This window comes from Pseudomonas retamae, assembly GCF_043496865.1.
In the GTDB taxonomy this organism is placed as follows: Bacteria; Pseudomonadota; Gammaproteobacteria; order Pseudomonadales; family Pseudomonadaceae; genus Aquipseudomonas; species Aquipseudomonas retamae.
In genome coordinates this window covers 439,444-465,796 of the sequence record NZ_JBIEIL010000001.1, presented here as the reverse complement: position 1 = coordinate 465,796, position 26,353 = coordinate 439,444, and the positions used below count along the sequence as shown (strand labels likewise).

Annotated in this window: 18 protein-coding genes; all 18 read right to left on the bottom strand. The window is 56.6% G+C overall.

What is annotated here, in order from left to right; genetic code table 11:
• Positions 1-13: 13 nt before the first annotated feature.
• Entirely contained in the window at positions 14-979 is a 966-nt protein-coding gene (locus ACGSLL_RS01875; RefSeq protein WP_394502606.1) for a tetratricopeptide repeat protein, read from the bottom strand.
• A gap of 5 nt (positions 980-984) precedes the next feature.
• The gene (locus tag ACGSLL_RS01870; protein ID WP_394503076.1) at positions 985-1,959 is read right to left on the bottom strand and encodes a tetratricopeptide repeat protein; all 975 of its coding nucleotides are present in this window, start codon (positions 1,957-1,959) and stop codon (positions 985-987) included.
• A gap of 19 nt (positions 1,960-1,978) precedes the next feature.
• Complete coding sequence (locus ACGSLL_RS01865; protein WP_394502604.1) at positions 1,979-5,233, bottom strand: hypothetical protein; 3,255 nt, start codon at positions 5,231-5,233, stop codon at positions 1,979-1,981.
• Positions 5,234-5,265: 32 nt separating this feature from the next.
• A complete protein-coding gene (locus tag ACGSLL_RS01860) occupies positions 5,266-6,129 on the bottom strand; it encodes a DUF4123 domain-containing protein (protein WP_394502602.1) in 864 nt (287 codons plus the stop codon).
• A complete protein-coding gene (locus tag ACGSLL_RS01855) occupies positions 6,120-8,174 on the bottom strand; it encodes a type VI secretion system Vgr family protein (protein ID WP_394502600.1) in 2,055 nt (684 codons plus the stop codon). The genes ACGSLL_RS01860 and ACGSLL_RS01855 overlap by 10 nt, the downstream gene beginning before the upstream one ends.
• A gap of 450 nt (positions 8,175-8,624) precedes the next feature.
• Positions 8,625-9,245, bottom strand: coding sequence for a transglycosylase SLT domain-containing protein (locus tag ACGSLL_RS01850; RefSeq protein WP_208937464.1), 621 nt, complete (start codon positions 9,243-9,245; stop codon positions 8,625-8,627).
• Between the two features lie 45 nt (positions 9,246-9,290).
• The gene (locus ACGSLL_RS01845; RefSeq protein WP_394503074.1) at positions 9,291-10,229 is read right to left on the bottom strand and encodes a carbohydrate kinase family protein; all 939 of its coding nucleotides are present in this window, start codon (positions 10,227-10,229) and stop codon (positions 9,291-9,293) included.
• Between the two features lie 13 nt (positions 10,230-10,242).
• A complete protein-coding gene (xylB, locus tag ACGSLL_RS01840) occupies positions 10,243-11,739 on the bottom strand; it encodes a xylulokinase (RefSeq protein ID WP_394502597.1) in 1,497 nt (498 codons plus the stop codon).
• A gap of 310 nt (positions 11,740-12,049) precedes the next feature.
• A complete protein-coding gene (locus tag ACGSLL_RS01835) occupies positions 12,050-13,522 on the bottom strand; it encodes a mannitol dehydrogenase family protein (RefSeq protein ID WP_394502595.1) in 1,473 nt (490 codons plus the stop codon).
• A gap of 15 nt (positions 13,523-13,537) precedes the next feature.
• Positions 13,538-14,641, bottom strand: a complete 1,104-nt coding sequence (locus ACGSLL_RS01830; RefSeq protein WP_394502593.1) for an ABC transporter ATP-binding protein — start codon at positions 14,639-14,641, stop codon at positions 13,538-13,540.
• Between the two features lie 164 nt (positions 14,642-14,805).
• On the bottom strand, positions 14,806-15,636 hold the full coding sequence (locus tag ACGSLL_RS01825; RefSeq protein WP_394502591.1) for a carbohydrate ABC transporter permease: 831 nt from the start codon (positions 15,634-15,636) through the stop codon (positions 14,806-14,808).
• Positions 15,637-15,644: 8 nt separating this feature from the next.
• A complete protein-coding gene (locus ACGSLL_RS01820) occupies positions 15,645-16,571 on the bottom strand; it encodes a carbohydrate ABC transporter permease (RefSeq protein WP_394502588.1) in 927 nt (308 codons plus the stop codon).
• A 154-nt stretch (positions 16,572-16,725) separates the two neighbouring features.
• Entirely contained in the window at positions 16,726-18,036 is a 1,311-nt protein-coding gene (locus ACGSLL_RS01815) for an ABC transporter substrate-binding protein (protein WP_394502586.1), read from the bottom strand.
• Between the two features lie 283 nt (positions 18,037-18,319).
• Complete coding sequence (locus tag ACGSLL_RS01810; protein WP_394502584.1) at positions 18,320-19,225, bottom strand: AraC family transcriptional regulator; 906 nt, start codon at positions 19,223-19,225, stop codon at positions 18,320-18,322.
• Between the two features lie 88 nt (positions 19,226-19,313).
• Positions 19,314-20,168 carry a PI-PLC domain-containing protein gene (locus ACGSLL_RS01805; protein ID WP_394502582.1) on the bottom strand — a complete coding sequence of 285 codons (855 nt, stop codon included), beginning with the start codon at positions 20,166-20,168 and terminating at the stop codon, positions 19,314-19,316.
• 122 nt (positions 20,169-20,290) lie between these two features.
• Positions 20,291-21,595, bottom strand: a complete 1,305-nt coding sequence (locus tag ACGSLL_RS01800) for a glycosyltransferase (protein WP_394502580.1) — start codon at positions 21,593-21,595, stop codon at positions 20,291-20,293.
• A gap of 86 nt (positions 21,596-21,681) precedes the next feature.
• Positions 21,682-25,599 (bottom strand): hypothetical protein, encoded by a 3,918-nt coding sequence (locus ACGSLL_RS01795; protein ID WP_394502578.1) that lies wholly within the window; start codon positions 25,597-25,599, stop codon positions 21,682-21,684.
• A gap of 178 nt (positions 25,600-25,777) precedes the next feature.
• A complete protein-coding gene (locus ACGSLL_RS01790; protein ID WP_394502576.1) occupies positions 25,778-26,137 on the bottom strand; it encodes a response regulator in 360 nt (119 codons plus the stop codon).
• Between the last annotated feature and the right edge of the window lie 216 nt (positions 26,138-26,353).

The window sequence follows — 26,353 nt, the reverse complement described above, 5'->3', positions numbered from 1 at the left end:
TGCTAATCAGTCTTCAGCGGCTTAGTTTGTCCGGGTAAAATGAAAGGGGGGGGTGAGTCGCCTTCCATTCTTCTGCAAATCTTTTACCTTTGGTAATTTGCTCAGTTGTCATCTTCGCTTCAATTTTAGGTAGTTTGCTCTCCACTCTTGCTTGTAAACCTCCACCCCCATCTAGCTCCTTCAAGGTGTAAACCAGGGCATAACCTTTTACGACATCGAGCGGGAATCCATAGGTGTCTGGCTCATGAGCAAGATCAGAGCCGTAACCATAAACCGTGGTGGCATAGCTTGCTAAAGCTGCTTGCTCATTCCAATGACGGAATCCCTCAATATCACCTTTTTCATAAAGAAGTGCTCCGTATTCCATCATTGCAGGCGGGTAGCCGCCCTCAGCAGAGGCTTTGAATAATTGTTCAACAGTTTCAGAGCGTTTCCACGGTAGGAATACGCCATCTCCTTGATGGTAGCTTTTAGCTAATAAGTACTGTGAGAATCGGTGATTTTTTGCAGCCGCTCTTTCTAACCAAATTGTATCGAGTGTTAGCTCATACATTATGTACATGGCTTCTGGGTTTCCATCCTGCGCCTCAGGCTGAGCGATGCTAGATGCTTGATTCAGCCAGTCTGATGGTTTTTTTTCTGTAGGTGGACAGTCTTCTGATAATTTACATAGATCCTTTTGTACTCGTCCAAGCTGGATCATTGCGTAAAGATCCCCTTGAGCAGCTGCCATTTCATACCACTTTTTAGCTTCAGGATTCATATAGCTATTTTTTTGCCGCAGCGACTCAGCTAGATAATATTGTGCCTCATGGTCTCCAGCCTCTGCCGCTATTTTTAGTGGCGGGAGTGCAGTACTTGCTTTAAGTTGATTATATAGTGTTATCCCGCGAGATTTAGCTGCAAGTTCAGAGTCGCTCAGCGCCAGTGCGTTGGAGGTCAGAGCGACAAGAAAAAAAACTGCGGCAAGAAATTTCACAGTGGTTAACGGCTTAGTTTGTCAGGGAAGAAAGACAGGGGCGTGTGCGAAGAAGCCCATTCTTTGGAAAGCTTTTTAGCTGCTTCAATCTGTTCAGCAGACATTTTTGCCGCGATTCTAGGTAACGTGTATTCAACGTTTTCCTTCATGCCCCCCCCCCCGTCTAGCTCGGTCAACCAGGATATAAGCGCATAGCCTTTTATAAGGTCGAGGGGATATCCGAATGTATCGGGCTCATGAGCTAGGTCAGCACCGTATCCGAAAACAGTAGGCGCATAACCTGTTAACGCCGCCTGTTCATTCCAGTGGCGAAATCCCTTAATATCGCCACGTTTATACAGTATTTCACCATATTCCATCATCGACTTAGGGTAACCGCCTTCAGCCGAAAGCTTAAACCACCTTTCAACTGCTTCGCTTCGTTTCCAAGGCAGGAAAAAACCATCACCTTGCTTGAGGGAGACCGCCATCCAATATTGCGCAAATGCATTTCCCGCAGAGGCGGCCTTTTCCAACCAGGTATCATCTAGCGTTATTTCGTACATTATGCACATCGCCTCCGCATCTCCAGCCTCGGCTTTTTCTTGAGCGATTTTTTTTGCCTGATTTAACCATTCTATAGGTGGCTTCTGAGAAGGAGCGCAGTCGTTGGATATTTCACACATATCATGCTCAATGCGGCCCAATTGAATCATGGCATAAAGATTGTTCTGACTTGCTGAGGCTTCATACCATTTCCTGGCTTCATTGTTCATATAATTATTTTTTTTGCGAAGTGCCTCGGCTAAATAATATTGAGCTTCGTGGTCGCCCGCTTCTGCCGCCGTTGTTAGAAACGGGATTGCAGAGTTAGCTTTGTATTGGTTATATAGGATGATTCCCTGTTTTTTTGCTGAAGTTTGCTCGTTTGTTAGATCGGGGTTTGCATAGCAGTTTAGCGTGAGAAGCATCAGTAGCGTAAGAGCTGTTTTTATTAACATGGGCTTCCAAATCGGATGATTATTGTGAAGGGCCAACATAGGTAGATTTGCCGGATGGTATATAAGTGCGCCCGTAATATTGGCTTCGTTGGCAATAGCCGTCTCGCTTTTCGCCTAGCACCTTGACGTGGGATAAGTATCGAGCTCGCATGACATCACCGTCACGCTGTCCCAAGCGTAGTACCGCTTCACTCATGAAGTTGTCAAGTTCCAGGCGGTTTTCACAGTATTTTTGATTTCCGTTCGCCGGTTTTAATCCGAACTTATTCATGCACATACAGATCTCTTCGAATTGGCTCTGAGCTTTGTCAACAGAATTTTGCATTTGTGCATTTTTCACAATCCAGCCCAATATCTTTTCAACTGCTCTTTGTTGAATTAGATGGGCCTCGTCAGCATTGTATTTTCGTTCTTTTTTATCCGATGTATTTGAGGAGGATGATGAACTGACTTTAAATTCTGCTGGCGGACTGATTAGCGTCATTAGAAGAGGCCCAAGCGCCCTAGGGATCGCGTTCACACACCACTCTTCAATCTCTGCTTGTTGCTCATAGAACATAATCGTGTCTGCGATCAGTCCACCTTTTCCGGTAGCGGTCAAAGTCTCATAAAGGCTCATTACTGCATCTACACCCATGAGATAGATCATCCCCACATCGAAGCCGGAGATAGCTAGCGAATTCATTTTTGACAAGTAAGCGTATGTCTCATCCTCAATGATGAAAATCGGGTTCTGGTTGTTTTTATAGAGTTCTCTACGAAACATGTTAAGCAACTCTGTGACGGCATCGTAGCCGACTTCGAACTTGAAGGAGCCTCCGACGCCTGGGCCGGCAATCAACGCTGCTTTGAGCACCAGAATCAGACGGCCTTCATGCAGGGAAATACTTGCTTCGGCCCTCGCTCCGAGGCCGGCAGCGGCGTTGAGTTCCACGGTCAAACGCGCAAGGCTGAACCATTCGCTGGCTTTCATTCCGGCGGCTTTTCCGGAAACGGGCGCTTTGGTTAGCAAGGCTACTTCGGAGGGTGGAGCCCAGTTTAGTGCTCCGGTGACCATGATCCCGGTTTGAAGGCCAGCGAACAGATTGAATGCGGCTTTTGCGCCGTCCTGTATCTGTAGCGTTTCAGGAGCTTTTTTAATTTGGTCGCTTTTTTCAGTTCTCGCATAGCTGCGCTTGTCGGGGTTGCGCACCACCGGTTCCGGAGGCGCCAAATGGAAGCCAGCGTTACCGACATCCAATGCAATTTCCGAGGAAAGCAGCAACGATGCGCCGGCGTAGCCCCAAGCCTTCGCGCCTAGATAGAGCGAAAACCGTCCGAGATTCATCTTTTGCTGTATATCGTCGGCATTTCGGTAGGTGATGACGATATCTTTCGCGCTAGCACGGTCTGGTAAGTCGACTTTAAAAAGTTCGACCTCTCCTCTGGCAAGATCAACGGCAAAAGTGGCCTTGGCCGAGGCTTGGAACCCTTCTGCCAGAGTCCAGCCCGGCCCTTCCACTTTTGTCGACGAGTGGATGGTCTCCGTGGTGGAGGGCATCAGGCAACGAACCAGTTGGGCTTGCGGTGTGATGTCGAAAATCCGGAAGGTCTTGCGTACGTTGTCCTTGAACAACACTTGCTGCAATCGGTCCCCCCATTCTTTACGGGTACCAGCGTTCTCCAGCGCAGTGACCTTGTACTTTTTGTTTTCAAGGTAAGCGTTGAATTTTTCGATTTCAAACCACCCTTCGGCGGAGAACCAATCGCTTTCCTGGTCCTTGATTCTTAGCGCGCCTTCGCCTTTCAGCCACTGTCCGAACAAGCTCAGTTCAGTATCCGTCGCTGCTTTTCCATCGCTGTTGCCCGGACGCTTCGCCAGATCTTTGACTTTGGCGCCAACTTTCTTCCAGTCATCCTTAACGGTCTGTTTGAGTCGTGGTAGCGAATACATGCTGAGGTAAGTCAGCGGTTTTTTCAGGCTGTCCGCCATGCTCATCTCGGCCAACGGAAAGCCGTTTTTGATCAAGCGCTCTTCAGGTCTTGCCTGAAATTGCTCTGGCTCCCACAACAGATGACGGCGAACAGTCGCCGTTGCCACATTGCTCTCAGCCCGAAGACGTAGTTTTTCTTTCGACGCCTGCAAACTGTCCCAAGCGGCACGTTCAATAGTGACCAGGTTGGTGGGCGCTTTTGCTTGCCGGCCACTTGCCTCGATCCAGCCTTTGTACTTGGCACTGAGGCGTTCATTGACGTCCTTTTGCTCTTTCTCAAGCGCCATATACTGCTTGAACAGGTCGACACCACTTTCGACTGCTCCGCCCTCAGGAATCAATGCGAATTCCGGCAGGGCAATTCCGTATTGCGCAACGTCGATGATGGCGTCCAGATATGCGCTGTAGGTTGCTTTCCTTTCCTTGCGTTTGATTTCCTGGTCGCGCACATAGGTGCAGAGCATCAACTGATTGTTAGTGCCGCACATCGCGATGTCGTCGATTCGCTTTTTGTCTTGAACGAGCATCGGCGCGAGCTCTGCCGAGGTTAACGTGGTGAGATCCTTGTCCTCTAACAGCGCTTCTCGCGCTTTCAGATACTTTTGAACAGCTTCACGAGCCGCAATGGCTTTGGGCGCATAAAGGTTGCCGCTTTCGTACGCGTAGCCTTTTTCCTTGGCGGCGGCAATGGCCATGCGCTTGAGCTTTTGCCATTCGCTATGCATGCCGCGTACGCGGGTTGCAGCATCCCGGGCGGCCATGAATTGGTTTCTTTTGAGCTGGTCTTGTTCAAGGGCGGTAAGCGGAGTGGTAGATTCTGCTGCTGGCGCTGTGGTTGTTAAGTTCTGCTGAGCCTCCAAGAGCGCTGCATCCAGATTGCTGATGTTCGGATGTTGAGCTTCGATTTCAAGCATCCGTGCCTTCTCTTCACCCTCAAGAAAGTTTGCCAGTTTAGGCTCAAGGAAGTACTCAAGGAGCCCCGACTCGTATAGACCTTTTTTCCGTTCTTCGGGAGATTTGCTTGAGCTGACCTTCTGCTCCAAGTCACTGGAAGCTTCTTTCAAGGCGGAGTTTGTCCGCTCTGGCAGTAACCAGAAGGATTCATTTTCCGTATCGTAAATTGCACTGCCATAAATGGTGGAGCAGGGCGTTTTCACTTTGTCGTGATCGCTTGGTGTGTCTTCTGGCGCTTCGGGCTGTTCACCTATATCCCGAGGCGGTTTTGCACAAGTTTCATCGGCCACTACCGGTGTTGCAGGTGCCGACTCGGTGTTAGGTGCTGCGCTGGTATTTTGTTCCATTTCGCTTCCATTCGTTCTGTACTGACGGGTCATCAAGCAGCGCTGACAGCTAGTTGCTGCAGCTGCTGGACTTTGATGAACGACTCTTCCCTGGATTGCAGGATGGCCATCACTTCTGGCTGCGTTTCGAGCAGAGGGCCGTTGGTGATTGCGCCCAGCTTAAGCAGATGGCGACCTTCATAAATGTTGTGGTCAACCAGCGTCTGGAGGTTCGCCACGAGGTGGGGGAGTTGTTCATCGGTAGGATCACCGTAAGCAGCGTATTGCTCGTCTGCCCAATAAACCCATCCAAGATGCGCTTGAACGCTCGGTGCTTCAGGCGGCAGATTGAAAGCTGAAACGTCGCCCAGCCATTCAAGTTCCGAAACGGCGCGCCAACTCAGCCATCGACCGCGATTACGCCCGAAGTGGGCCGGCGCCGGGCTGTATATACGCTGCCAGGGCCCGAAGAGTTGGTGCAAACTTTCACCGGTGGTATAGGCCAGTGCAGCCCACAGACTAGGTTTGTGATAGCTCAACAAACTCTGGCCGCCAGAACCATCATTGGCCCGCAGGAGCCAACGTGCGTGCGCCAATGACTTGATCGGATCCGCGGTGGTAAGGGCGATGCCAGAGTAGTTCTCTTCGCACAGTTTTGCCGCCTCGGCGGCCAAACGACTGCCCCAAGGTGCGACCAGCCAGAGAGGCCCGTCGGCGGCGATTTCAGCAAAATCGGTATTGAGAAAAAGAGCTTGTGCCTCCACAGGTTCACCGACGAGGTAAAGACGGCTCATGGCCTCTGGCTGGCGGACGCGGTCAATGATGAAACATAGCGTCACATCAGAGCTTTCTCTCGGCAGTTCCTCGAATGAGTAACGTGGAGCTTCGAGGAGGGTGCTCAGCGCTTTTACATGCATGTGCAATCCTTACGGCTGCAAGCGCCGTTACTTTGTTTTCCGCACAACGGCGTGATGCCGGACTCGCTCAGGCGCTTGGGTAGCGGAATAGGGACGGTACCAGCCTTATCTGCATCAGCCACCTTCATCGGCCCCGGCAACAACGGCGCCGCCGGCGTGCCCACCCCAGGCGAGCCGCCGGTGTTGACCTTCACTTCAGCGCCGCTGATGGTCACGCCACCGGCGTCGACTTTTACGAAGCTGCCGCCGGCCTTGGCGGTCAGTTCCATCGCGCCTTCGACCACCACTCGCTGGCCGGCGTAGTAATGGATTTCGTTGCCAGCCTCAACAAACTGCCCAGTCCCCACCTTCACATGCTGCGTTACACCCACCGTCAGGTGATCGTCAGCGCGCATCTCACTGATCCGGTCCAGATGGGTAATCCGGTGCTCTTCAACCTTGAATTCGCTCAGAGTATTGGCTTCAACCGTGTCATGCCGTTCGTTGCCGACGCGAATCTTCTGGTCGTGTTCGATGTTTTCGTCCCAGTCGCGCTGGGCGTGGAGGTAGATCTGTTCGGCGCCTTTCTTGTCTTCGATGCGGAATTCGTTGTAGCCCTTGCCGCCCGGGGAGCTGAGGGTTTTGAAGGTGCTGCGGGTCTTGTTCGCCGGCAGGTCGTAGGGGACGACGTTTTCCTTGTGGTACAGGCAGCCGCTGACCAGTGGCTGGTCGGGGTCGCCTTCGAGGAAGGTGACGAGGACTTCCATGCCGATGCGCGGGATGGCGATGCCGCCGTAGGCCGCGCCGGCCCAGCCGCTGGCGACGCGCAGCCAGCAGGTGGTTTTGTCGTCGGACTGGCCGTCGCGGTCCCAGTGGAACTGCACTTTGACGCGGCCGTACTGGTCGCAGTGGATCTCTTCACCGGCGGGGCCGGTGACGATCGCGGTCTGGCTGCCGAGGACTTTTGGTTTCGGGTGTTCGAGGGCAGGGCGGTAGTGCGCGTCCCACGGGGTGGCGAGGAAGCTGTTGCGGTAGCCCTGGTGGAAATCGCTTTTGTTGTCGGTGACGTCGCTGGTGACGTTTTCGCCGAGCACTTGCGGTTGTTTGCCTTCGTGGAAGACTTCGAGCAACAGCCACAGGTCGTTCCATTCGGCGCGCGGGTGTTCGGCGAGCGTGAGGAAATGGCCGCTGGTCAGGGTTGGTTCGTCACCTTTGCCTTCGGCGAGTTTGTAGTCGCTGCGATGGCGTTCCAGCGCACGCGTCGAGAGGAACTTGCCGCGCTCGCGGGTGGTGAAGCGGCCGGGGTAGTCGTAGTCCTCGAGGTCCGGAGCGAATTCGGACTTGACCGCACCCTCGGGCAAAAGCTTGGGTTTCTCGAAATCGTAATCGCGGCGGCTGACGCGGGTGGTGCGGGTTTCCAGGCGCAGGTTGAAGCGTTTGATCACCGGTTTGTCGGCGGCCATGCCGGAGTCTTGCTGGTAGCTCACCGGTTTGAGCTTGCGGAAGACCGTCTGATCGTCGCCGAACACCAGTTTGTGGCCGCTGCTGCTGTGCTGGAAGTGGAAGTGAATGCCTTCCTCTTCGCACAGGCGCTGGATGAAATGCAGGTCTGACTCGTCGTACTGCACGCAGTAATCGCGTTCCGGGTACTCAGCGCCGAGCTGAAAGCTGTAGGCGTCGGCGAGGATGCCGCGGTCTTCCAGTACCTGCGCGATGATTTTCGGCACCGTGAGTTGCTGGAAGATCTGCTGATCGTGGTTGTGCCGCAGGTAGGCCAGTTGCGGCACCAGGCTGAGGCTGTAACGGGTCAGGGTCTTGCCGGAGTCGCCTTGCTCGATGCGATAGACCAGACCGTGGATCTGGCCTTCGCCGGTGGCGCCGAAGGTCAGCACGCCGGGCTTGTGCAGTAGCTCTTCGAGGTTGAGGTCGGGGCGGGCGCTGACCAGTTCGAGGTCGAAACGGAACGGCTCATTCAGGGCTTCGCGACCGGTGAAGCTGAGGACCTGCAGGTCGGCGTTGGCGCCTTCGAGGGTGAGGGTGATGTGGGTTGCGTTGGCGTCCAGCATGCCTTGAATTCCGTCCGTGAATAAGCAGGACACAGATGTTGCAGGATTCGGCCGTCTCGTTCAAGGCGCAAAAGGCGTAGGTGGGGTGAGTCTGGGGTATAGGGAAAACCCTTAGGGGTGGCGTTTCGGCTAATGAAATCGGGTGATTGGTGGGGAGTGGGCCGCGCAATTGGCGATTTTTCTTACGCGTTGATGTTGGAGAATCAACTGTCGAAGTTGCCGGGGCGTACGGCAGGTGGCGATCTTTGGCGTCTGGTCGATGGCTTTCGCGAGCAGGCTCGCTCCCACAGGGATTGTTGTCGTATTGAGGGATGAGGCTGGTTTTCAATAGGTCAGTGACTGGAAGTCAGCTATCGCGAGCAGGCTCACTCCTACAGGGGAATGGTTTCAGGCATGAGGGTTCAACTATGGAAGTTGGCCCTGCTAGCGACGGCGGTCGAACATTCGCCATTACAACCAATGCCAGAACCGGCTCCAGAATCCGCGGTTCAAGTCCTCTTTGCACCCGGCATATTGCCTTGCGTAAGTGTCGGAGCGCACCTGTACCTTGCGCGCGGTCGGGGGGAGCCAGGCTTTGCTGGCGTAGGTTTTGTTGCGGAAGCCGCCCCAGCCTTCGTGGTAGTTGAGGTACTGATTGTAGGCGTCGTACTTGTAGACGCCGTTGATCGAGGTGGTTTTGTCCATGTACCAGCCGATGAAGTCGATGGCGTCATCGAAGTCTTCGCGGTCGGCCCAGTTGCGGCCTGTGCTTTTCTGGTAGTCGGCCCAGACTTCATCCTTGGCCTGCGCGTAGCCCGAGGCGGTGGAAACCCGGCCCCACGGGATCACCCACAACAGATATTTGCGCGGGGTCTTGGCGTCGTAGCGGTAGCCGGATTCCTGATACATGATCGCGAAGGGCACCTGAATCGGCACGCCCCAGCGTTTTTGCGTGACTTGGGCGGCGTCGTACCAGTCGCTTTTTTCGCGAAAGATTTCGCAGATGTCTTCTGGCGAACGGGGCGGCGAGGTGCCGCACCCGGTCATCAGTGCTGCCAGTGTCAGTAGTCCAAGTGTCTGCCCGTATTTCAAAAGCGGTTATCCCGTCGTGCGCAAAAAAGCCGACAGTCTACGCGCTCAGCTCAACTGCTGACGATAGGGCAGATCCGGGCCGGTGTTGCTGCAGGTCAGCGCGGCGGCCTGGACGGCGAAGCGGAGCATGGCGTCGATCTGTTCGCGCGCCAGTTGCTGTACGCCTTCGACCGAGTCCAGACCATTTTCGGTGAGCCAGGTAATCAGCGCCGCCTGGAAGGTATCGCCAGCGCCAACAGTGTCGGCGATTTTCACCGAGACTGCTGGCACCGACCAATGTCCATGCTGACGGCTGAAGACGCTGGCGCCGTCGCCGCCACGAGTAAGGAAAACGATCTGACAGCGATGCTCGAGCCAGCGCTCGATGACCTGCTGCGGATCCTGTTCGGGATAGAGCAGGCTCAGGTCTTCATCGCTGACCTTGATCAGGTCCACTAGCGGCACCAGTGTGGCGATGCGTTCGCGCCACAACTCAATGCTCGGTTCGGGATTGAGGCGTACGTTCGGGTCGAGGGTGATCAGGCGCTGGCCGCTTTCGCGCTGCACCAGTTGCAGCAGGGCGTCGCCGATCGGCTGCACCACCAGCGAGAACGAGCCCACATGCAGGCCGCGCACCTCGGTACCGAGAATCGGCAGATGCGCCGCGCTCAACTGCCGGTCGGCGCAGCCTTCGCCACGAAAGCTGTAATGCGGCGAGCCGTTGGCGCCGACCGCGACCATCGCCAGCGTGGTCGGAGCGGCGAACTCGACCAGATAATCCGGGCACACGCCTTCGTCTTCCAACACCTGCTGCAAACGGCGACCGAGGTAGTCGGTGGACACTCCGCCGAACAGCGCCGAGTCGACACCCAAGCGGCGCAAACCGACGGCGACGTTGAACGGCGAACCGCCGGCGATCGCCTTGAAATTGACCTTCGAGGCCAGACCGCTGGCATCGTCTTCACTGAAAAAATCGAACAGGGCTTCGCCACACACCAGGTACATGAATGTTTGCTCTTTATAAGGTTGCGACATGCTGTTGATAGCGTTCATAAGCCTGCTGGAACGCCGCGACATTGGCGGCGATCGGCAGGGTTTCGCTGCTGGCATCGAGTTTCACGCAGCGCTGGCACAGATCTTCGAGGCGGTCTTGCTCACCGTTGGCCGATGCAGTGCACCACGCTGCCTGGATTGCCGCGCCAAGCGCCGCGGCTTCGCTTTGCTCGGTGCAGATGACCGGGGTGTTCATGATATCGGCGACGATCTGCCGCCATACCGCACTCTTCGAACCACCGCCGATCAGGCAGATGCGCAGGCTTTGTAAACCATTGCGCCGCAGTAGATCCAGTCCGTAACGCAAACCGAAGGTTGTGCCTTCGACGGCGGCGCGGCACAGGTTGGCCTGGGTCAGGTTGTCCAGCGTCAGGCCATGCAGGCTGCCGGTGGCGTGGGGCAGGGCGGGGACGCGCTCGCCGTTGAGGAAGGGCAGCATGCACACGCCCTCGGCGCCGATCGGGGCTTGGGCGACCAGCTCGTTGAAGCGCGGCAAATCCAGCGCGAACAACTCGCGAATCGCACCGGTGGCGTTGGTCAGGTTCATCGTGCAGATCAGCGGTAACCAGCCACCGCTGGAGGAGCAGAACGTAGCCACGGAGGCATCCGGGCTGACGGCCGCTGTGTCGGAATAGGCGTAAACCGTGCCGGAAGAGCCGAGGCTCATGGTGATCGCGCCGGGTTGAATATTGCCTGTACCGATGGCGCCCATCATGTTGTCGCCGCCGCCACTGGCGACCCGCGCGTTGCGGTTCAGGCCAAGCTGTTCGGCGACCGCCGGCAGGATCGTGCCGACCGCTTCGTGGGCTTCGATCAGCTCGGGCAGCGCCGCTTCGAGGCGCCCGCTGCTGTCGATGTCGCGCAGCAGTTGCAAGTCCCACTGGCGGGTGCGCACGTTGAAATAGCCGGTGCCGGAGGCATCGCCATATTCACTGCAGGCGCGGCCGGTCAGCCAGAAGTTCAGGTAGCCATGGGGCAGTAGAATGCGTGCGATTTTGGAGAAAACGATGGGGTGTTGCTCTTTGGTCCAGAGCAGTTTCGACACGGTATACCCCGGCGCAATGACCACGCCCAGACGCTCCAGCGAACCTTGCTGGCCGCCCAGATGGCTGAGCAATCGGTCGTTTTCGGGGCTGGTTTCGGTGTCGCACCACAGCTTGGCCGGGCGCAGCACTTCGCCTTGATCGTCGAGCAGGACCAGACCGTGCTGCTGGCCGGAAACGCCGATACCGAGGATGTCCTGACCATCGACATTCGCTGCCTGCAACGCCTGGCGAGTGGCGAGGGCGAAAGCCTCCAGCCATTGCTGTGGGTCCTGCTCGCGGCGCCCGTTGGCGCCGCTGATCATGGTGTGGGGTGCGGCGCCTTGGCCGAGGACCTGACCACTGACGGCGTCGAGGATGATCGCTTTGGTGCCTTGGGTGCCGCAGTCGATGCCGAGGAAGAGCTTTGTTGTTGTCATTTATGCACCGGTCGGATTGTGTTGAAGATCAAAAGCTACCCCCTCACCCCAGCCCTCTCCCCCAAAGGGGGCGAGGGGGAAGGGAGCAGATCGGGGGATGTTCAAATCCAGCGTTCGACTCAATATCGATCGTTCCCACGCTCAGCGTGAAATGCCTCAATGGACGCTCCGCGTCCGCTGTTCGCTTTTTGGTGGGACGCAGAGCGTCCCGGGCTGCATTCCCACGCAGAGCGTGGGAACGATCAGTCACTCGCAGCCACCACGGTCAGTCCCCTCTCCCTTTGGGAGACGGTTAGGGTGAGGGGGCTTTTCAGGCGAGCACTCGTTCCAGCGTTCGCGTCACGCCTTCGTCGCGCAAGCTGTTGTAGCACCACTCGAACGCCGCCACAAACTCCGCCGATTTCGGGATCGCCGCACCAAAAATCTCCTCGACCCCCAGCAACCGCTCAGTGATCAACTCATCCTCTGCCACCAACGTCTGACAAAATGCCGCCCGTGGGTCAGGAATCGTGTACGTATCGCCGTTCTCATCGACACCCTTCAAGTACAACGCCCACGCCGCCACCACCAACGCGGCGCGCCGGGTCTCGCGGCCATCGGCGATCAGCCGATTGATCGTCGGGATGGTGAACTTGGGAAACTTCGACGAGCCGTCCGAACACACTCGTTCCAGTTGATCGGCAATCGCCTGATTGGAAAACCGCGCAACCAGCGTGTCCTTGTAATCGCTCAGATCAATGCCCGGCACGGGCGCCAGTTGCGGAGTCACGTCCAGGTCCATGTAGGCGCGCATATAACGCACGAACAGCGGGTCGTTCATGGTCTCGTGGACGAAGCGATAACCCTTGAGGAAGCCCAGATAAGTCAGCGCCAGATGGCTGCCGTTGAGCAGTTTGATCTTCATTTCCTCGTAGGGCGAAACGTCGTCGGTGAACTGCACGCCGACCTTCTCCCACGCCGGACGGCCATTCACGAACTTGTCTTCGAGCACCCATTGCACAAACGGCTCGCAGACCACCGGCCAGGCATCGTCGACGCCGTGTTTGTCCGCCAGTTGCAGGCGATGCGCGGTGCTGGTCATCGGCGTGATGCGATCGACCATCGCATTGGGGAAGCTGACGTTGGCGTCGATCCAGCTGCACAGATCGCGGTTGCGCAGCGTGGCAAACGCGAGCAACGCCTTGCGGGTCACCGCGCCGTTGTGCGGCAGGTTATCGCAGGACATCACGGTAAACGCCGGAATCCCCGCCGCGCGGCGCTTTTCCAGAGCAGCACAGAGAAAGCCGAACACGGTTTTCGGTGCCTCTGGATGAGCCAGGTCATGCTGGATCTGCGGCAGGTGCGCCATGAACTCGCCGTTGCTGTCGTCGATGCAATAGCCGCCCTCGGTGATGGTCAGCGAGACGATGCGGATCTGCGGATCGGCGAGTTTGTCGATCAGCGCCTGAGCGCTGTCCTCGGCCAGCAGCATGTCGCGGATCGCGCCGATTACCCGCACTTCGGTGTCATCGCTGTCACCCAGTTCGAAGAGGGTGAACAGATAATCCTGTTCCTTGAGATCGTCACGGGCGCGGCGGTCTTCGTCGCGTAAACCGACGCCGCAGATCGCCCAGTCCAGTGCTTCGCCGCTGTTCATCAGGGCGTCGGTGTAGTACGCCTGATGCGCGCGGTGGAAGCCGCCGACGCCAATGTGCGCAATGCCCTGGCGGGTGTCGCTGAGGCGATAGGCCGGCAGTTGCACTTCGGCGGCAAGACGGTTGAGGTTCTGTTGGTTGAGTTTCATCGGATAGTCTCGAATTCAGGCGGCGGCACGCAGCGGTCGGGTCAACGCGACACCTTCGGCATCGAATAAATGGCAGTGGGCAGCGTCCAGGTGCAGGTTCAGTTGTTCGCCATAACGGCTGGCGAGATCACCGCGCACGCGCATGGTCAGGGCTTCGCCGGCGTTGGTGGTGACGTGGCAGAACGTATCGCTGCCCAGGCGTTCGCTGACGTCGGCGACCACCGCCAGGCTGCAATCGCCCGGTTTCGCCAGTTCCAGATGCTCAGGGCGGATGCCCAAAGTCACCGCGCTGCCGACGCTGAGGCTGGCGGCGTTGAACGGCAGGTTGATGCGCGTGCCGGCATCCAGCGCGACTTCGCAGCTCTGCGCATCGACGCGGGCGATCTTGCCCTTGAGAAAGCCCATCTTCGGCGTGCCGAGAAAACCTGCAACGAACAGGTTGGCCGGATTGTGATACAGGTCCAGCGGCGAGCCGACCTGTTCGATGCGGCCGCCATTGAGCACCACGACCTTGTCGGCCATGGTCATTGCTTCGACCTGATCGTGGGTGACGTAGATCATCGTCGCTTGCAGGTCTTTGTGCAGGCGCAGCAGTTCCAGGCGCATCTGCACGCGCAGCGCGGCGTCGAGGTTGGACAGCGGTTCATCGAAGAGAAAAATCTTCGGGTTGCGCACGATGGCACGGCCGATCGCCACGCGCTGGCGCTGGCCACCGGAGAGTTGTTTCGGCTTGCGTTCCAGCATCGGGCCAAGCTCGAGAATGCGCGCCGCTTCGCCGACTTTCTTCTCGACTTCGGCTTTCGGCACGCCGGCCAGATCGAGGGCGAACGACATGTTCTTCTTAACGGTCATGTGCGGGTACAGCGCGTAGGTCTGGAACACCATCGCCAGATCGCGCTTGGCCGGGCTGACTTCGGTGATGTCGCGGCCATCGAGTTCGATGGTGCCGTCGCTGACTTCCTCCAGGCCCGCGATCAAACGCAGCAGGGTGGATTTGCCGCAGCCCGACGGACCGACGAAGACCACGAATTCCTTGTCGTTCACTTCAAGGTCGATGCCCTTGATGATGGAAAAACCTTCGAAGCCTTTTTGCAGATTCTTGATTTTCAGGTTGGCCATGAGATGGGCCTCCGCAATTTACTATTCAGTTAAACCGGGCACGCTGTTCCATGTAGGAGCGAGCCTGCTCGCGAACGCGGTGTGTCATTCAACCGTGAAGTCGCTGACACGGCCCTTTCGCGAGCAGGCTCGCTCCCACAAGGGCGGGGTTGGGTTGTGGATGCTCATTTCACGGCACCGAACGAGAGGCCGCGCACCAGTTGTTTCTGGCTGATCCAGCCGAAAATCAGGATCGGCGCGCAGGCCAGCGTCGACACGGCCGACAACTTGGCCCAGAACAAACCTTCAGGGCTGGAATACGAGGCGATCAGTGCGGTCAGCGGTGCGGCTTTCGACGAAGTCAGGTTCAGCGACCAGAACGCCTCGTTCCAGCACAGGATCAGCGACAGCAACACGGTCGAGGCGAGGCCGCCCTTGGCGATCGGCAGCAGCACCCGGACCATTTCCTGCCACAGCGTGGCACCGTCGAGGCGGGCGGCTTCGAGGATGTCTTTGGGGATGTCCTTGAAGTAGGTGTAAACCATCCAGACCACGATCGGCAGGTTGATCAGCGTGTAGATCACGATCAGCGCAATGCGCGTGTCGAGCAGGCCGAAACTTTTGGCCAGCAAGTAAATCGGCATCAGCACGCCCACCGGCGGCAGCATCTTGGTCGAGAGCATCCACAGCAGCGTGCCTTTGGTGCGCTGGGTTTCGTAGAACGCCATCGAGTACGCCGCCGGCACCGCAATCAGCAGGCACAGGGCGGTGGCAGTGAAGGAAATCACCACCGAGTTCCAGGCGAAACTGAAGTAGTCGCTGCGTTCGTTGATGTGCAGGTAGTTCTCCAGCGTCGGCATGAAGATGAACCGCGGCGGTGTGGCGAATGCGTCGATTTCGGTCTTGAAGCTGGTCATCACCATCCACAGGATCGGGAAAAAGATCACGATCGCGATGGCCCAGGCCAAAGTGCCGAGCAACAGGCTTTGCAGGCGGCGGGATTGTTGGAGAGTCATGGCGGGCCTCACGCTTTGTCAGTCAGGTTTTTGCCGATCATTCGCACCAGAATGATCGCCGCGATGTTGGCGATGACCACGGCAATCAAGCCGCCCGCCGAGGCCATGCCGACGTCGAACTGCACCAGCGCCTGGTTGTAAATCAGATAGGCGAGGTTGGTCGAGGCGTAGCCGGGGCCACCGTTGGTGGTGGTGAAGATTTCGGCGAACACCGACAGCAGGAAGATCGTTTCGATCATCACCACCACGGCAATCGGCCGTGCCAGATGCGGCAAGGTCAGGTGCCAGAAAATCGCGATCGGGCCGGCGCCGTCCAGCCGTGCAGCTTCTTTCTGTTCCTGATCCAGCGACTGCATGGCGGTCATCAGAATCAGGATGGCGAAGGGCAGCCATTGCCAGGAGACAATGATGATGATCGACAGCAGCGGGTAGTGCGCCAGCCAGTCCACCGGTTGCGCGCCGAACAGCTTCCAGATGTAGGCGAGAATCCCTGAGACCGGATGAAAAATCAGGTTCTTCCAGATCAGCGCGCCGACGGTGGGCATGATGAAGAACGGCGAGATCAGCATGACCCGCACCAGACCGCGACCAAGGAATTCGCTGGCTTCGAGCAACGCACTGATCAACACGCCGAACACCACGCTGATCAGCAACACGCTGCCCACCAGCAGCAACGTATTGGTGGCGCCAGGCATGAAGCCCGAGTCGGTCAGAAAGTAGGTGAAGTTCTCCACCCCGACAAATTCGTTCTCGCCGGGGTAGAGCAGGTTGTAGCGGATCATCGAAAAGTACAGCGTCATGCCCAGCGGCACGATCATCCACAGCAGCAACAGGGCCACCGATGGGCTGACCAGAAACCAGCCGGGATTGCGCACCCGCAGTTTGCGCTGGGGTGGCGCCAGTTCAATGTGGGCTTTGGCAGTTGAAGTATTCATGGTGATCACAACCGAGTCAGACAGACCAATGGAGATCCCTTGTGGGAGCGAGCCTGCTCGCGAAAGCGGTGGGTCAGTGTCATAGATATTGATTGACACGACGCCTTCGCGAGCAGGCTCGCTCCCACAAAGGCAGGAGCAAGTCGCTCAGCGGTTACTTGGGATAACCCGCACGCTTCATCTCGCGCTCGGTGGTTTGCTGGGCCGCAGCCAGGGCTTGATCCACTGTGGTCTGGCCGATCAGCGCCGCCGAGAACAACTTGCCGACCTGAGTGCCAACGGCCTGGAATTCAGGAATGGTCACCAGTTGAATGCCGATGTAAGGCACCGGTTTCAGTGTCGGTTTGCCCGGGTCTGCGGCCTTCAGTGATTCCAGGGTGACCTTGGCGAACGGCGCGGCGCTCATGTAAGCGTCGCTGTAGGTCGAGGCGCGAGTGCCGGGCGGCACGTTGGCGATGCCATCGGTTTTCGCCACCAGCTCACCGTATTCTTTGGAGGTGGCCCAGGCGCTGAACTGCTTGGCGGCGTCCTTGGCTTTGGAGCTGGTTGGAATCGCCAGCGCCCACGAATACAGCCAGGCCGAACCCTTATCGGTGACCTGATGTGGAGCGAAGGTGAAGCCGACGTGCTCGGCGACTTTGCTTTGGGTTTTGTCGGTGACGAAGGAGCCGGCGACGCTGGCGTCTACCCAGATCGCGCACTTGCCGCTGTTGAACAGAGCGAGGTTTTCGTTGAAACCGTTGCTGGAAGCGCCCGGCGGGCCGGATTTCTTCATGGTGTTGACATAGAAATTCAGCGCGTTTTTCCATTCCGGGCCGCTGAATTCCGGTTTCCACTGCTCATCGAACCAGCGCGCGCCATAGGCATTGGCCACGGTGGTGATCAGCGCCATGTTCTCACCCCAGCCAGCCTTGCCGCGCAGGCAGATACCGTACTGTTCCTTGTCCTTGTTGGTGAGTTTTTCGGCGAACCCGGCGATCTCTTCCCAGGTCGGCCGCTCGGGCATCGTCAGCCCGGCGTCCTTGAACAGGTCGGTGCGGTAATAGGTGATCGAGCTTTCGGCATAGAACGGCAGGGCATACAGCGAACCTTTCACTGACAAACCTTCGCGGACCGAAGGAAATACATCGTCGAGGGCGTAACTGGCCGGCAGGTCTTTCATCGGCTCCAGCCACCCCTTGGCGCCCCACAGTGCGGCTTCGTACATGCCGATGGTCAACACATCGAACTGACCGCCCTGGGTGGCGATGTCGGTGGTCAGGCGCTGACGCAGAACGTTTTCTTCGAGCACGACCCAATTGAGCTTGATATCCGGGTGCTCGCTCTCGAACGTTTTCGAGAGTTTCTGCATGCGGATCATGTCGCTGTTGTTGACGGTGGCGATGGTCAGGGTCTGGGCGCCAAGGCTGACGCTGCTCAGGGTCATGCAGGTGAGGGCAAGCAGAGCTTTTGCAGTGGGTTGCATCGTGCACTCCTTTTCTGCACCCGGCGGGCAACAGAAGGACAGTTATTGTTTTTGTGTCTTCCGACGACAGGAAGAATCTGCGCTGATTACAGCCTTCAATCAGCGCAGTGACAAATCATCCCTAGCACTTTTATCGATACTTTTTTGCACTGGGGTTTAAAGGTGTTAACGCAGGGAAGGGGTTTGCAGCGGGGGAGGAGTATGGAATCTGTATAGGTTTTCGACCGCAACGGTGTCCTCTGTGGGAGCGAGCAGGCTCGCTCCCACAGGGGATGCGGTGGTGTCAGAGATGGTTCTGCTCGGTCAGGCGCTGCACCGCGAGCCGCCGATAATGTGACGGCGTCATGCCCTTGAGTTGTTGAAAACGCCGGTTGAAGTTGGAGATGTTATTGAACCCGGATTCGAAGCACACCTCAGTCACCGGTTTGTCGCCATCGGCCAGCAACTCGCAGGACTTGCTGATGCGCAGGCGATTGACGAACTCGATGAAGTTGCGTCCGGTGGCCTGTTTGAACACGCGGCTGAAATAGGTCGGGGTCATGCCCAGGTGCTCGGCAACTTCCTCCAGCGAGATATCCCGAGCGTAATGGCTGAAAATGTAATCGACCGCGCGGTTGGTGCGGTCGATGTTGTGTTCATCGGCCAGTTGCGGCGTGGTTGCGCCCGACAACAACAGGAAATCATCACTGGCCGCGAGCAACTCCATCAGGATGAAGAAATGCCCGAGGCGAGTAATGCCGGTGGAGTCGGCGATGCGCTGCATCAGCGTCATGGCCTGGCGAATGGTGCGCTTGCAGCGAAACTCGATACCGTACTGCGCGCGATCAAGCAGCGGTGCCAGGGTTTTCAACTCGGCAAACACTTGATGGCCGCTTTCAAACAATTCATCAGTGAAATTGACCAGCATGTCGCGCTTTTCCACCACTTCGTCTTCGCCGACCTGGCTGATCCAGTTGTGCGGCAGATTGGGGCCGGTCAGGAACAGCGTTTCCGGGTAAAAGTTGCCGATGTAGTCGCCGATGAACACCTTGCCGGAACTGGCGACGATCAGGTGCAGTTCGTATTCCTTGTGAAAGTGCCAGCGCACCAGTGGGCAGGGGAAGCCGTGCTGACGATAGATGATGGACAAGCCGTTATGGTCGTCCATCAATTCGTAGGAGGGGTCGGTCACGCGAGCGGTTCGGGTCATGGCGCGCTTCTTGTTGTTGATCGCCTGGCGATGATGCCTCGTTTATCCAACGTTGCGCCAGTTCACGTTGGTCTTGCGGTGCCTGTGCTTATGCAGACTTCTCAGCGGCTTTTTGCAGGTTGGCCGTCAGGCAAAAGCGCACCAGACCGGAATTCTTGATGAAATCGAAATTGATGATGTGGCACTTTCTCGCCCAGTCCGATTTGTCCGTGTCAAACCATTCATCCAGCGACTCGAGAATACGCTGCGGACCGCCCACGGTGTAACTCGTCGCCGACAACGACCATGCGCGCAGCGTGCTGATTGGCGTACTTAAAACGTTCGCTATGTAAGCTTGCAGATCGGTTGCGCTGACAAACGATTTTCCAATCCATTTATGATCGATCTTGCTCTGGAAACGATGGTCGTCAGTTGCCCAGGTCATCGGCGCCGCCACCATGATTCGTTGCAGCGGACTGACTGCTTTGAGTTGCCCCAGGTTCAAATGCAGATTTTGCGCCGGAATCATTCGATCGCCGAGGTGCTCGAGCATTAGCGCTTTGAATTGCGAATGGTCAAATTCCTTTGCGCCATCTTTGAGTTCATGAAAGTCGAGAATGATGAATTCATCAGGGCTTCGCTCATAAAACCCTTTTATATCTCGCACCAGATCTTCCAGTGTCCGAGAGGAGCGGTTGCCATTATGTTGAAAGCGAAATTGCGCGAGGCCTTGGGCGTCCGCCACAAACACTAGACGAACATCAAGCGCTCGAGCGCCACGATTCAACTGTGAATAGAACGAAACGTCCTGGCAGGCCAGCCAGTTTTCGCCAAACGGCACCGCATATCTGGCTTCCAGGTCGCAGCCGGCGTTATGCGTGCCCGGCAGGGTCAATTCATAAAGCGACAGGTTGTCAATTTGTGAAGCGTCGGCCATCCATTGATGAGCTTGAAAGTTGTTCATGTCATATATCCTGCGTAGTTTTCAATAATTTAAAGTGCGCGCGCAGGATGTTTATAAAGGCTCGTTATCGAATGGCCAACATGACATTCAATGCAAGTCATGTAGATAATCTTTGTTATATTTCAGTCGCTTTCTTTAGCGCAGCGATTTTTCGCTTCAATCCACTGTGACATGTATTGAGTGCTCTTGTGCGAATGATGACGCAACATGCTGCCGGTGAAGTTTTCAACTCTCCGGCGTTGAAGATGTTGCATACAATAAAGCAGTTTTTCAATCAGCGCCGGCCCATGCACCGACTGTGAATAACGCTCGGTCAGCAGGGTATGACCGGCCGCACGCGCCTGCTGCCAATGCGCCTCGTTGTCATGGAGCGCGACAGCGCTGTTGGCGAAATCGACTGCGCTTTGGGTAATTGCACCGGGCCAGGAATATTCGCCGTGCATGCCCTCGGCGCCCACCGGCGTGGTCACACTGGGTGTGCCGCACAGCATGGCGTCGACCAGTTTGCCTTTGATGCCTGCGCCAAAGCGCAACGGCGCCAGGCAAACCCGCGCGACCGACATGACCTGCAACGCATCTTCGGCCCAGTTCATGATGTGAAAGCCTTCCTTGACGTTGTGCAGTGCCGTGGCTTTCGGAGGGGTATAGGCGCCATAAATGTGCAGTTGAGCCTGCGGCAATTGCTGCCGAATCAGCGGCCAGATCGTGGTTTTCAGCCATAGCACCGCGTCCCAGTTGGGTGCGTGGCGAAAATTGCCGATACTGAGAAAGTTCGCCCGTTCAGCCCAAGCTGCGGCCTGATCAGCAGGCGGATCGATCATCAATGGACACCAGTGCAGTAACTGCGCAGGCATGCCGAACTGCTCGACGAGCAACTGGATCTCGACCTGAGAAATCATCAGGTTCAAATCGCAACGATACAGCGCGGCTATTTCGCGTTTGGCCAGATCGGTCTCGGCCATCAATGCGAACTTATCACTCAGCGCGGGCGCAAACACGTCGCTGAAATCATTCTGCTCAGGATCGAGCTTGAGGCGTTGCTTGAGACGTTGATGGCGGGCATGTCGCAGACTTTGCAAGTCAGAGGTTTCCAGCACCCGCAGCGCCTGCGGACAGTGTTTTTCCACGCGCCAGCCAAACTGCTCCTCCATCATGAATTGATCGAACAGGACAATATCCGGCGCCAGTTCGCTGATGAAATGGTCGAAGCTGCTGTTGTTGAGTTCGATCGGCACTTCACGGATGCCGAACGCAGCCAAGTCGGCCTTGTGCTCACCGGGGCCGGCCGGGCTGCTGAAGGTGATGTGCCAGCCTTGCTGCAGGAAGGTTTCAAGGATCTGCATGACATGCCCGCTGGCCGCCGAAGAGCGTGGCTCGGGCCAGACGTAGCCGATAACCAGAACTTTGGTGATGTGATTGTGAGGCATGGAGAACCCTTGAAGCCTTGAAGAAAAAAGGGCGCAATTAAACCACACTGCCGGTGGCCCTATGCGCCCTGCTCAAAGTTGAGCGATCAAGGATACGGCGTGGCTTTGGACAGACTGAGCAGAACCGGTCCATCGATGAACTTGCCATCGGTGGCCTTGTTCAGCGCTTTTTCAATGGTTTTTACATTGAAATCAAGCGTAGCGGGGCGGGTTTTGTGTTGGTCCAGCAGCGCAACGGCAAGTAAAAAGGATTCTGCGTTAATCAGCGCCGGATGATCCTGTATTAATTTCGGCAATCGGCCTTTTATCTGCTTGAATTCGTCGAAGCCCGGGCTGTGCGCCAGTGCGAAGTGCGGATTAGCCAGATTCGCAGGATCGGCTTTGTGAGCATCCCGGGCAAATTCCAGTAGGCCGACCGCGTCGAATTCTGCGTGATGCAAATCCGGGAAAGTTTGTCCGTAGTACATATCCAGCGCATCGGGTGCGCCATGCGACATTTCATGCACGATGACATCGCCGACGCTGGCGTCGTCATATCTGGACAGCTTGTAAAACTCATCCAGATTGTCCGGGTAGATGGCCAGAAACCGGGTTGCAGCCCTGTCTATTTTTACACCGTTGAAGTAACCGTCCTTCCAACGTTTGTAGGTCATCGGCAGCAAGGCCGCCAATGTCCCCCGTTCATAAGGGCGAAAGACCACGTTCGACAATGCCACCGAATCCAGATCGTTGCGCATTGAGCGAAAACTCAGGGTCAAATGGTCGATCGCTTCGGCCGAATCGGTTCCGAACACATGCCTGAGCACTGCACGTACGTCATTGTTGTGGTCGACTTGCGCCAGCGCGCTGATGGCGCTTTCCAGCTTGCTTTTAGCATGTGGAATGGCCTTTTTCAGGTAACCGCGGGTATAGCTGTGCGGTTTGGGGCGACCGAACAGGCGCTTGATCGGCGCGAAGTTGCCCAGATCCAGGATTTTCAGCCGAGGCCCCCAGGCTCCGCCGACCTTGAGGTTGAGCGCATGCCAATTCTTGTTGCGTTCCAGCACGGCAATATCGAGCACCTGGCCCACGCTGTCCGCGTGATGCCATGAGGCATGGCGCAAGTCATCAAGCCGCTCGAACCTGATCAGGTTGTAAGCGTCGGCCCCCGCTACCAGTTTGCGTAACTGTGTACTGGCGGCCCTGATGGAATCGAGGCCGTGCTCACCGAGAAACACAATGCCGCGTCCGGCCAGCCTGAACCCCTTGCGAGCCAGTGCGGGCAAGCCGTCGATCGGATTGATCAACGACACCGCGGCCCGCGCGACGGCCTTGGATATTTTCAACAACTTAAGGGTTGTCGACCCGGTTTTGGCGATGATGCTGGCCGCAGATGCCCCAAGCCCCACAAGCAGACCAATGATCGACAACCCGTCGAGAATACAACCGCCGATACCTTCTGCCACCCGGTCAGTTCGTCCCGAGCCGATGTCCTCTACGCACTGTTTGAATGGCACGACAACGTTGATTACCACGGTTTGAATCGTTTCCTTGAGGTCGCGCCATTTTTGCAAATCAGTTTGGGTATTGAGCGATGCGTACAATTCTTCGCGATGCGCGACGGGGTGGTTGTTCAGTATGCACTCGGCAATTTCTTCGACTTGCCGGGAAAAAAACAGCGCGACGGGCCTGAACTCAGTTGCATCAAGATCCAGTTGCCAGAGTTTTTCCACGACAACACTGGAAGTCACGTCACTGCGCGGTTCGCTGCCTGCCTGATAGGCCGCAAAGTCCAAGGGCCAGTCCCGCGTCGGGTTCTTGGGTTGAAAGTCGTGAACGCTACCCGTGAATGAAAGCGTAGGACGATCATTTATGATGCCGCTGTCTTGCAGTCTGGCAGCCAGTTCGGGGCGCTCGCGACACAAGCCGCGCAAGGTGAATAATTCATAGGCGCGCACATCGTCGCCGTTCTCGCAGCACAAAATAATGCCGTAGCGTCCTTTTGCCTCGTTCCGTGCGAGTTGGGTTTCTTGTTGTGAGTTGAGCGAATTAACTGACTTCCTGACGGTGTAAAGCGTCATGTTGCCACGGGTCAGCATACGACGATGTTCTTCGGGCATGTTGCAGACGGCCAGCTTGATCAACGACGACAGCCCTTCGCGCACGCCTTGGTAGTACTCGTCGAAAGCCTGGTCAAACAGTTGTCCCGGCGACTCCAGTTCAGCAAGACGCGAGAAGGCATCGGCAGGAGGATTGAAATTGCTCTGGCTCTTGAACTTGGCGGACAACTTTCCATGTTCAACAAGATCGCCGGACAAATACAGGTCGAGAATCGACAGGCGTAGCCGCAGCAAATCGTGCGCCGCGTATTCGCTGTAGTCATTGTTGGCGGCGAGAATATCCCAGAACTCGCTGAGAATACCGGTTGGATGGGCAGCCCTCAGACCTTCCAGCCAACTGCGTTCGCCAAGGCTGCTCAGGTAGGTGAGTTCGAAGGTTTTCTGTTCCAGATAGGGACCGTCCGGCATCACCTTTTTGAGCGCTTGCAGGCCAATCCGCGCGCGGTCCGGCGGAACGCTGGACAGGGCCGTCTCAGACTGACCGAGTGCTTCCATGTACCGCTTGAAATACGTTGCGGCTTTTATGAGGTCCGCTTTGTCGTAGGCTTTGTCACTTCGGTAAGCAACTACGTCGTTAAGCACTGCCCAGTTGAGCACGGGGACAATTGCTGTGAGCTCGTGCAACTCGGCTTGCCCGGAAGATACCGGAGCCAGCTCTGAGAACGCCTTTATCCGCTCGAATGCCATCATTCGCGACGAGCCAGGCGATGCCAGTTCGATCAGCGCCACGGCCTGTGCAATGGACACCCAGCCCGGCTTGTCCAGGGTCAGCCCGGCGGGAATGTCCTGAACAAGAAATTCGGGCGCTGTCCCGGCGAGCAGCAGGTGCGCAGCCAACGGAGCATGATCCGGTGTCGCCAGACCCTTGCGCACCAGATGCTCTTCAAATGCTGCGCGCACTTGCGCCGGGTGGCATGTCGCGCTGGCGGGTTGGTAGAGGTCATAGCCGGCGATCATGGATGAGCTTGCTGGCTCGATCATATCGATGATCAGTGCAGCCGCTACCATCTCTCTGAGTTGGCGGGTTCGTACCGAATCATCTTGCGTGGACAACGACCATTCGAGGCGTTGATGGACAGTTTCACCCAGTGTTTTTGCAATCGGCTTCTTCAGGAAGCTTTCGATGAACTTGTCCGCGTGCTCACGTTTATCGGCTATCGGAATCAAATTGAAGTTCGCGTATGACAGCTTCTGTAAAAGACCGGACTTGCCAAGCGTCAGTTCGTTGGCCAGTTGTCTGATGGTCTCGCGGTCAGTCGCCGACAAATAAAATGGCGACTTTTCAGCGGCGCTCAATAACTCGTGGTAATCGCCAAGAGCAGGTGGGGCGGGCAACTCGAATTCGAGCCAGGCGATGAGATTCCTGGTCTCGGCAATGCTGTTCGGCACGTTCAAACCTTCGAAGGCCAGCCACTGATCGATCGCATAATAATCATCAGCATAAACATAGCCGCCGGTCTTGCCGGCAAACTCCGCAAGCATAGCCAGATCTTCCGCCAACGTCGCGTCAACATCGGCAGCCACTTCGATATCGAACCGGGAAGATCTGTAAAGCATGAACAGATTGGCTTTAGCGTCGATACCAAACTGTACGTCGACGGGGTATGAGTATTTGCGCAGCAGATCAGCGAAGGACTGGCTCTGGCTCAACTTGCGCAATGCCTTGCGCGGCGGATCGCAAACTTCATCGAAGCTGCTGCCGACCACCCGGCTTATGAATCGGTTGCCCAGGTCAAGAAAAGTGCCGGGTGGCTGCGCGGCGCTTGCCGAGTAGTCACCAAAAGTCGTGGTGGCATCGGTTTGTGTAATGGCTTGAAGCAGCGCTTGGGCAACCAGCGCTTTTTCCTGTTTGTCATAAACGGAGCGGTCGACAATGATACTGGCGTCGGCTGACAGGGACTGCATGGCGTCTATCCTTGATATTATTTTGAGGGTTATTGGTTGCGTATCGTTTGAGACGCATCCAAAAGAGCCCATTCAGAATAATTGCAGGACAGTAAGAAACAGCAGCGTTAGTTAATTACCGTTTGTTTGGCAATATGACAAGTTGCTTCCGTAAGATTCTATTTACGGTAATGTTTGGTTATTCAAGTATGGCTTTGACTTTGTCGCGAAGTTGATCAATGGAAAACGGTTTGCCGATCATGTGCATGCCTTCCGGGACATCAATGGATTCCGCGTAACCACTGGCGAACAGGACCTTGAGGGCAGGGCGCAGTTTGCGCGCTTCAATCGCCAGCTCGCGACCATCCATGCCGGGCAGCCCGACGTCCGTCATCATCAGATTGATTTGCTCGGATGGCGCTCCGAGAACAGTCAGGGCCTGCTCGCTGCCGTCAGCCTCAAGCACCTTGTATTCCAGCTCCTCCAGCACATCCACAATAAGCATGCGCACGATAGCGTCGTCTTCTACGACAAGGATGGTGGGTGGAGTGGCAGACATGGCAGGGCTCTCAAAAAAACGGGGGACAGCGGTCAATCGAATGACCGGACTCTTGCATGAGTAAGTGGCGCATAGCCACAAGTTCCCGGCCTGATACAAAAAAAAGCGCGGGGCAGCGTGGCGGCGACAGGATAGCGGTTGGCGCCGTCCGCGTGCAGGGGGATGTAGGAAATTGCCATCAAAAGTGTCAGAAAAATGGATCCAGACCGGGGTTTT

Coding starts and splice junctions, on each gene's coding strand:
- ACGSLL_RS01810 (WP_394502584.1), bottom strand. CDS start 19,225: ATGACCCGAACCGCTCGCGTGACCGACCCCTCCTACGAATTGATGGAC.
- ACGSLL_RS01855 (WP_394502600.1), bottom strand. CDS start 8,174: ATGCTGGACGCCAACGCAACCCACATCACCCTCACCCTCGAAGGCGCC.
- ACGSLL_RS01805 (WP_394502582.1), bottom strand. CDS start 20,168: ATGAACAACTTTCAAGCTCATCAATGGATGGCCGACGCTTCACAAATT.
- ACGSLL_RS01795 (WP_394502578.1), bottom strand. CDS start 25,599: ATGCAGTCCCTGTCAGCCGACGCCAGTATCATTGTCGACCGCTCCGTT.
- ACGSLL_RS01815 (WP_394502586.1), bottom strand. CDS start 18,036: ATGCAACCCACTGCAAAAGCTCTGCTTGCCCTCACCTGCATGACCCTG.
- ACGSLL_RS01800 (WP_394502580.1), bottom strand. CDS start 21,595: ATGCCTCACAATCACATCACCAAAGTTCTGGTTATCGGCTACGTCTGG.
- ACGSLL_RS01790 (WP_394502576.1), bottom strand. CDS start 26,137: ATGTCTGCCACTCCACCCACCATCCTTGTCGTAGAAGACGACGCTATC.
- xylB (WP_394502597.1), bottom strand. CDS start 11,739: ATGACAACAACAAAGCTCTTCCTCGGCATCGACTGCGGCACCCAAGGC.
- ACGSLL_RS01870 (WP_394503076.1), bottom strand. CDS start 1,959: ATGTTAATAAAAACAGCTCTTACGCTACTGATGCTTCTCACGCTAAAC.
- ACGSLL_RS01820 (WP_394502588.1), bottom strand. CDS start 16,571: ATGAATACTTCAACTGCCAAAGCCCACATTGAACTGGCGCCACCCCAG.
- ACGSLL_RS01825 (WP_394502591.1), bottom strand. CDS start 15,636: ATGACTCTCCAACAATCCCGCCGCCTGCAAAGCCTGTTGCTCGGCACT.
- ACGSLL_RS01835 (WP_394502595.1), bottom strand. CDS start 13,522: ATGAAACTCAACCAACAGAACCTCAACCGTCTTGCCGCCGAAGTGCAA.
- ACGSLL_RS01830 (WP_394502593.1), bottom strand. CDS start 14,641: ATGGCCAACCTGAAAATCAAGAATCTGCAAAAAGGCTTCGAAGGTTTT.
- ACGSLL_RS01865 (WP_394502604.1), bottom strand. CDS start 5,233: ATGGAACAAAATACCAGCGCAGCACCTAACACCGAGTCGGCACCTGCA.
- ACGSLL_RS01845 (WP_394503074.1), bottom strand. CDS start 10,229: ATGTACCTGGTGTGTGGCGAAGCCCTGTTCGATTTTTTCAGTGAAGAC.
- ACGSLL_RS01860 (WP_394502602.1), bottom strand. CDS start 6,129: ATGCATGTAAAAGCGCTGAGCACCCTCCTCGAAGCTCCACGTTACTCA.